The organism is Kaarinaea lacus (assembly GCF_975902315.1).
Genome location: NZ_CDLKIE010000224.1, coordinates 1 through 8,045, shown reverse-complemented (window position 1 = coordinate 8,045; position 8,045 = coordinate 1). Strand labels below are relative to the sequence as shown.

7 protein-coding genes are annotated in these 8,045 nt (G+C 47.8%); all 7 read left to right on the top strand.

The genetic code is table 11. The annotated features are described in order from the left end of the window. Window positions 1-766 (top strand): Mur ligase family protein (locus tag ACWVCM_RS06665; protein ID WP_455200948.1); only part of this gene is annotated, 766 nt, incomplete at its 5' end. After that, the gene (locus ACWVCM_RS06660; RefSeq protein WP_455200947.1) at window positions 766-2,109 is read left to right on the top strand and encodes a UDP-N-acetylmuramoyl-tripeptide--D-alanyl-D-alanine ligase; all 1,344 of its coding nucleotides are present in this window, start codon (window positions 766-768) and stop codon (window positions 2,107-2,109) included. The genes ACWVCM_RS06665 and ACWVCM_RS06660, both read left to right, overlap by 1 nt. Before the next feature lie 29 nt (window positions 2,110-2,138). Next, a complete protein-coding gene (gene mraY, locus ACWVCM_RS06655) occupies window positions 2,139-3,221 on the top strand; it encodes a phospho-N-acetylmuramoyl-pentapeptide-transferase (protein WP_455200946.1) in 1,083 nt (360 codons plus the stop codon). Window positions 3,222-3,273: 52 nt separating this feature from the next. Then, window positions 3,274-4,701, top strand: coding sequence for a UDP-N-acetylmuramoyl-L-alanine--D-glutamate ligase (gene murD / locus ACWVCM_RS06650; RefSeq protein WP_455200945.1), 1,428 nt, complete (start codon window positions 3,274-3,276; stop codon window positions 4,699-4,701). After that, window positions 4,698-5,909 (top strand): putative lipid II flippase FtsW, encoded by a 1,212-nt coding sequence (gene ftsW, locus ACWVCM_RS06645; protein ID WP_455200944.1) that lies wholly within the window; start codon window positions 4,698-4,700, stop codon window positions 5,907-5,909. The genes murD and ftsW overlap by 4 nt, the downstream gene beginning before the upstream one ends. Before the next feature lie 25 nt (window positions 5,910-5,934). Further along, complete coding sequence (gene murG / locus ACWVCM_RS06640) at window positions 5,935-7,017, top strand: undecaprenyldiphospho-muramoylpentapeptide beta-N-acetylglucosaminyltransferase (RefSeq protein WP_455200943.1); 1,083 nt, start codon at window positions 5,935-5,937, stop codon at window positions 7,015-7,017. Next, a partial coding sequence (gene murC / locus ACWVCM_RS06635; RefSeq protein ID WP_455200942.1) for a UDP-N-acetylmuramate--L-alanine ligase occupies window positions 7,010-8,045 on the top strand: 1,036 nt, incomplete at its 3' end. The genes murG and murC, both read left to right, overlap by 8 nt.

Below are 8,045 nucleotides of genomic sequence, written 5' to 3'. Positions count from 1 at the left end.
TCTGAGTGGGTTGCGTGAAGACATTAATGTGATTCGCTACGGAGTTGAACAACAGGATGTCGACGTGCGTGCGCACAAGGTAAGAATGGATGCGGCCGGTTTGCACTTTGATGTTATTACTCCTTGGGGTAGCGGTATCGTCAGTTCTGCATTACTGGGAAGATTCAATATAAGCAATTTACTGGCGGTGCTCGCAGCACTGGTATGTAAAGGGGTGCGCTTTGAAGAAGCATTGTTGCGTATTAGTCGTTTATCCAATGTAGCGGGGCGAATGGAGCGCATTCCCAGCCATAAAGGACAGGCGATGTTTGTGGTTGATTATGCGCATACACCGGACGCCCTGGCGAAAGCCCTGCAGTCATTGCGTGCACATGTTGATTCAAAAAAGCACGGCCAGCTGTGGTGTGTGTTTGGTTGTGGCGGTGATCGAGATCAGGGTAAACGCCCCGCTATGGGTGAAGTGGCAGAGCAGTATGCTGATCATGTGATTATCACAGATGATAATCCCAGAACTGAAGCTGCAAGCCACATCGTGTCACAAATTCTCAACGGGATATTAAAGCAGCAGGATGTAGTGATAAACCACGATAGAGTTGCTGCTATCAAGCATGCAATGGGTCATGCGTCAGAAAATGATGTCGTTCTGGTGGCAGGCAAAGGTCATGAGGATTACCAGATCATTGGTAAAGAAAAGCGCGCTTACGAAGGTGATGCGGAAGTCATTGCCGGATTACTGGCGGCTGAGCAAGGTTCAAGCGGTGGCTAATGGCGGGTTGTGAAATTTTATTGTCGGATGCAGCGGCGGCTATCGATGCCAGGATGGTAGGAAGCGATACTACGTTTGTTGGTGTCAGCAGTGATTCAAGGGCAGTACAGCCGGACCAGCTATTTGTGGCATTGAAAGGCCCAAATTTCGACGCTCACGATTTTGTAGAAAATGTTCGGGAAGCTGGGGCCAGGGCGTTGATGGTTGATCATGAGCTTGAGTGCTCACTGCCACAGTTGATTGTAGAGGATACCCTCCTTGGACTGGGCCAGTTGGCGGCGTATTGGCGAGCGCAACTTGCGATTCCGGTGGTTGCGGTAACAGGAAGCAATGGTAAAACCACGGTTAAAGAAATATTGGCGTCAATTTTTGCCCAATTAGGACCAACGTTAGCGACAAAGGGAAACTTAAACAACCATATTGGAGTGCCATTAACTTTGTTGAGTATTAACAAACAGCATAAGGCAGCGGTGATTGAAATGGGTGCCAATCACCCGAACGAGATTTCCTATCTCACCAATATGGCCAGGCCAAACGTTGCCATGATTAATAATGCTGCCGCAGCGCATCTGGAAGGTTTTGGCTCCCTGGAAGGTGTGGCGAAAGCAAAAGGTGAAATATACGAAGGACTGGATAAAGACGGTGTTGGCGTGATTAACGCTGATGATCAGTTCGCACCCCTGTGGAGAGAGTTAACCAGGGATAACAAAACGCTGACATTTGGCCTGGAACAACCTGCAGATATTAGTTGTGACTGGCAAGGTGATATAGACGGGAATCGCCTCAAGGTGCGAACACCAGTGGGTGAATTTGATTGTACGCTTAAATTGTTGGGTAGACATAATGTGATGAATGCAATGGCCGCGACTGCTGTTGCTGTTGCAGCTGATGTCAATTTGCAAACTATTGCCAACGGAATTGGAGCTTTGCAGGCGGTTCCAGGTCGTCTACAACTAAAGCCCGGAATCAACGGTGCTCGAGTAATAGATGATACTTACAATGCCAATCCTAATTCCTTGCGCGCTGGCCTGGATGTGCTGGCATCCTGTGAAGGCGAAAAGTTTTTAGTGTTAGGCGATATGGGCGAGCTTGGAGATAACAGCATCGAGTTACATCAACAGGCCGGTGAAGATGCAGCAAGATTACATATCGATCGCGTTTATACGCTGGGTGGATTCAGTGAGGAAGCGACGGAAGCATTTGGTGACAACGGTCAGCATTTTGAAGACGTTGATGAGTTGGTTAAATCTATTAAGCCAAAGCTTTCAAACGATGTCACTGTGCTGGTTAAAGGTTCGCGTATGATGCGTATGGAGCGAGTGGTTGAGGCTTTGTTAGCGTAGCTAATAGATAGAAAAGGAAAACATTAAACATGTTGCTCTATTTGACGGATTATTTAACACAGCTGCACAGTGGCTTTGGCGTTTTTCAATATTTAACGCTACGGGCAATCCTGGGTGTGCTCACTGCCCTGGTGATTTCGTTTATTGTAGGCCCAATCATGATCAGGAAGTTGAGCCACTATCAGATCGGGCAACATGTACGCGATGACGGCCCGGAAGCTCATCTTACCAAAGCAGGTACACCGACCATGGGTGGTGCGCTAATACTGGTAGCAGTCGCAATTAGTACTTTGCTCTGGAGTGATTTGTCTAATCGTTATGTGTGGGTGGTGCTTATCGTCACAATGCTGTTTGGTGCGGTAGGGTGGGTCGATGATTATCGCAAGCTTGTTAAGAAGCAATCGGAAGGGCTAAAGGCCCGCGAAAAATATTTCTGGCAAACCGTAGGTGGCCTGGGTGCGGCCTTATATCTTTATTACACCGCTACCGATCCCATTGAGACTTCATTGATTGTTCCTTTTTTTAAGGATGTAGTTATTCCCCTGGGATGGTTCTTTATTGTTTTTGTCTATCTGGTAATAGTGGGATCAAGTAATGCGGTGAACCTGACGGACGGTCTGGATGGATTAGCAATTATGCCAACGGTTCTGGTTGCGGCTGGGTTGGGTATCGTTGCTTATGCTACTGGCCATATCAAATTTGCTGAGTATCTGGGTATACCTTTCGTTGCAGGTGCCGGAGAGGTGGTTGTGTTTTGTGGCGCAATCGCCGGCGCTGGTTTGGGGTTTTTATGGTTTAACGCTTACCCGGCAATGGTGTTTATGGGTGATGTTGGTGCCCTGGCTTTGGGTGCCGCGCTCGGCGTCGTGGCCGTGGTGGTGCGCCAGGAACTGGTTTTATTGATTATGGGTGGTGTGTTTGTAATAGAAACCCTCAGTGTCATTATTCAAGTTGCCTCTTTCAAGTTAACCGGCAAACGGATATTTCGCATGGCGCCTTTGCATCATCATTTTGAATTAAAAGGCTGGCCAGAACCCCGGGTTATTGTTCGGTTCTGGATTATAACCGTTATTTTGACCCTGGTTGGTCTGGCAACCTTAAAACTCCGATAGTTACTAATGCACGAAAGGACTATGGGTAAAAAATTGTGAGTTATGAATATCCATGATGGCAGCAGAAGATAACAATGCATATACCCAGGCCGCAGGAACAACGGTAATCGTTGGTCTCGGCAAGACCGGGTTGTCTTGTGCGCGTTTCCTGGCGCAGCGAGGTGAGCCATTTTCGGTGGTCGACTCGCGACCCAATCCGCCGGGCCTTAAGCAATTGCTGAGTATCGCGCCAAACGTTGAATGTTACCTGGGTGGGTTTGAACCCCTGGTTTTTGATCAAGCCAGAAAATTAATTGTTAGTCCAGGTGTGTCTGTAAAAGAATCTGTGATTGCGAATGCCAGGGCGCAAGGGGCAGAAGTGCTAGGGGATATTGCTTTATTTGCTGCAAATGCTGACGCACCAATAATTGCTATCACCGGGTCCAACGGAAAAAGCACGGTAACGACGTTGCTGGGCGCCATGGCAGAGTATGCCGGTTTAAACGTTAAAGTCGGCGGCAACCTGGGAGAACCCGCGTTGAATCTGCTACCCCGCGATGCGCTTAATCTGCCTGGTGATACCAGGCGCGAGAAGGCAACGAAAAAAACAGATTATTACATTCTGGAGTTATCCAGCTTCCAGTTGGAGACAACCGATAACTTAAATGCTCATGCAGCGGTAGTGCTGAATGTGTCAGCGGATCATATGGATCGCTATGCCAATATACAGGAGTACGTGACTGCAAAAAGTAATGTTTATCGCAATTGTCAACACACGGTGATTAATCGTGATGATGAACTGGTTGTTAGTATGGCAAAAGGAAATGAAGGTGTTTCCCCGGCGAAAGCGGTTTCCTTTGGTTTCGGTGCACCGCCAGGTGACAGGGACTTTGGTATTGAATACCGTGATGACAAAACCTGGCTGATGAAGGGATCGCAACAGTTGATGCCGGTTGATGAAATTAGTTTGCCTGGCCGACATAACCAGGCCAATGCCCTGGCGGCCCTGGCGCTCGGTGAAACTATGGGTTTGGCGATTGATGACATGCTGCATGTTTTAAGAAACTTTGCAGGATTGCCGCATCGCATGCAGCTGGTGGCAACAATCAGGGGCGTCGACTGGTATAACGATTCAAAAGGTACCAATGTGGGGGCGACGGTTTCAGCACTGGCGGGAATGTCGGGCAATAAAATATTAATTGCCGGTGGTGATGGGAAAGGCGCTGATTTTGAACCGTTGCGTGAAGCTGTAATTGCCAACAATGTGCGACTGGTCATACTGATCGGGAAAGATGCTGAACGTATCGAAAGTGTATTGTCGGGAGTTGTGCAAATTGAGCGCGCTGAAGATATGTCCGCAGCTGTTGCTCAGGCTGACAGGCTCGCTAAAGCGACAGACAAAGTTATTCTGTCACCGGCTTGTGCCAGTTTCGATATGTTTAATGACTACCAGCACCGAGGTGAAGTATTTATGGAATCAGTAAGGAGCTTGCCATCATGATGGGTAAAGCTGCTCTGGTAAAGCCATTTTTCCAGGCCAGGTCAAAGCGCGACATGGAAAGTTATCGCTATGATTACTGGCTGCTGGGTGCGGTTATTGCGTTGCTGTCTATTGGTCTGGTGATGATGGGATCGGCGTCGATTTCGATTGCGGAAAAGCAGTATGGCGAACCCTTTTATTTTATCTGGAAGCAGGCGTTTTTTATCGGCGTGGCTTTAGCGCTGAGCTGGGGCGTTTTGCATGTGCAGATTGAGTTCTGGAACAGGATTAGCCCATATCTTTTGATGTTTGGTATCGTGCTGCTTGCCATGGTGTTGCTAATGGGTAAGGAGGTTAATGGCAGTTTGCGCTGGTTGGATCTGGGTGTGTTGAATATCCAGCCCTCGGAATTAATGAAGCTCTTCGTCGTTATATTTCTCGCGGGTTATCTGTTGAGACGGGGTGAAGAAGTAAGAACAACTGTAAAGGGATTTCTTAAGCCGATGTTGATACTCGGTGTGGTGGGAATTTTATTGCTGCTTGAGCCTGACTTTGGTTCCGGTGTCGTTATTGCTTTTACTGCGTTAGGCATGATGTTTTTAGCGGGTGTGCGTTTTTGGCAATTTGGTGTGCTGATTTTGGTGATGGGGATGGCGCTGTCACTACTGGCTTATTCGTCGCCGTATCGTGTTGAACGTTTAACTTCTTTCCTGAACCCCTGGGCGGATCCGTTTGATAGCGGTTTTCAGTTAACACAGGCATTAATTGCGTTTGGTCGAGGAGAGTGGTTAGGCGTGGGTTTGGGCAGTAGCGTGCAAAAGTTATTTTACTTGCCCGAGGCGCACACTGACTTTTTATTTGCCGTTATTTCGGAAGAACTGGGTTTGTTGGGTGGTTTGGTGGTGATTTCCCTCTTTGTCGTTATTGTTTATCGCTCCTTCCGTATTGGGCATTTTGCGTTAAGTCAGCATGATCGATTTGCTGGATATCTGGCGTTTGGTATTGGTTTGCTGATTGGTTTTCAGGCCCTGATTAATATCGGGGTTAACATGGGCATGTTGCCGACCAAGGGTTTAACGTTACCGTTAATGAGTTACGGTGGCAGCAGTATTGTAGCGACCTGTATTGCCTGTGCCATGTTGTTACGCATAGCGCACCAGTATCCGGAAACAGAGGATGTGCCGTTGAGACCACGAAAGGCTAAACACAAATCTGGTAGAAAACGTTAACACTTGCGGTTCTTATATAGAAGTTATGACTAAATCGACAACTACAAGAGTATTAATCATGGCCGGTGGCACAGGCGGTCATGTATTTCCCGCATTGGCAGTGGCCGATGAATTGCGCTCGCGTGGTGTCGATGTGGCATGGTTGGGTACACGTCGTGGTTTGGAAGCGGATGTAATACCAAAAGCGAATATTCCCATATCGTATATCAATGTTTCCGGGTTGCGGGGTAATGGGTTACTGGGCTGGATTATGGCGCCATTTAAACTGCTGTATGCACTATGGCAGGGATTAAGTGTGATGTGGACATTAAAACCACGTGCGGTACTAGGTATGGGTGGGTTTGTCACGGGACCTGGGGGTGTAGCCGCCTGGCTGACCCGGAAACCTTTGTTGGTACATGAGCAAAATGGCATATCGGGAATGACCAATCGCTTACTCGTGCCGTTTGCCAGTGTCGTGATGGAAGCCTTTCCCCATTCAATTGCACCGGGGAAAGCTATTCATACGGGCAATCCAGTGCGAAAAAATATTTCACAATTGTTCGAGTCCCGGGATGTTGAGCGTCAGATTAATGATCCACTCCATATATTAGTAGTAGGAGGCAGTCTGGGTGCCAAAGCGCTAAACGATGTCGTACCAGAAGCGCTGAGTGGTATTGATGCAGACAAGCGACCCGTTGTCTGGCATCAGACCGGCAAGAAAAATATTGAAGCAGCGCAAGCAAACTATGAGCAAAGCGGTGTTGAAGCAAACGTTGTCGCTTTTATTGATGATATGGCAGAAGCCTATCGCTGGGCGGATCTCGTAATTTGTCGCGCAGGTGCTATGACAATTGCGGAACTGGCGATTGCTGGCGTGGCTTCCATCCTGGTGCCATATCCCTATGCCGTTGATGATCACCAGACCAGTAACGCAAAATATCTTACTGACAAACAGGCAGCAATATTAATTCAGCAAACAGATTTTACGGTTGAGGCACTACGCAGACTGCTTGCTGATTTGACGGTTAACCGGTTGCAGCAGATGGCCAGTGCAGCCCGTGGTCTGGCGTTACCCGATGCTACCCGCATGGTAGCGGATAAATGCATGGAGGCGGCGCATGCCTAATGGGCAAACTGTTATGAACAACGATCAAACCAATTATCAAGATGTAGGAATGAGCCGGATTAAACGGATTCATTTTATTGGTATTGGTGGTTCTGGAATGAGCGGTATCGCAGAAGTGCTAATAAATCTCGGCTATACAGTTTCAGGATCAGATTTGAAAGAAAGCCTGACGACGCAACGCCTGGCTTCATTGGGTGCAAAGATTTATATCGGTCATAAAGTTGAGAATGTGCATGGCTGCGATGTTGTGGTCTATTCAACAGCCGTCAGTGAAAGAAATCCGGAAATTTACGAGGCGGGCAACTTGAGAATTCCCGTTGTGCGTCGTGCAGAAATGCTCGCTGAGCTTATGCGCTTTCGGCACGGTATAGCAGTAGCCGGAACCCATGGTAAAACGACAACTACCAGTTTGATTGCCAGTGTACTGGCCGAAGCGGGGCTTGATCCTACATTTGTAATTGGTGGCCGATTAAATAGCGCGGGTACACACGCTCGCCTGGGTGCCAGCCGGTATTTTGTGGCGGAAGCAGACGAGAGTGATGCATCATTTTTATATCTGCAGCCTATGCTGGCGGTGGTTACCAATATCGATGCGGATCACATGGCTACTTATGGCGGTGATTACCATAACCTGCGTAATACCTTTATAGAGTTTTTACATCATTTGCCATTTTATGGTCTGGCTGTGATGTGCATTGATGATCCCGGAGTTAAGGAAGTAATACCCAATATTTCCAAGCCTGTGCTGACTTACGGATTGTCCAATGAGGCTGATTTGCAAGCGCGAGATATTAAACAACATAGCGCAACCTGTGAATTTACCGTGTTTAATAAAGCCACTGGCGAAAATTATGAAGTGCATTTGAATATGCCTGGTGAGCACAATGTGCTGAACGCATTAGCTGCCATTGCGATTGCTAAAGAATGTGGAGTATCCAATGAGTCTATTCAGCAAGGTCTGAATAAATTTCAAGGCATCGCGAGGCGTTTTCAAATAAACGGTGACGCTGTTTTGCAGCATGGAAAAG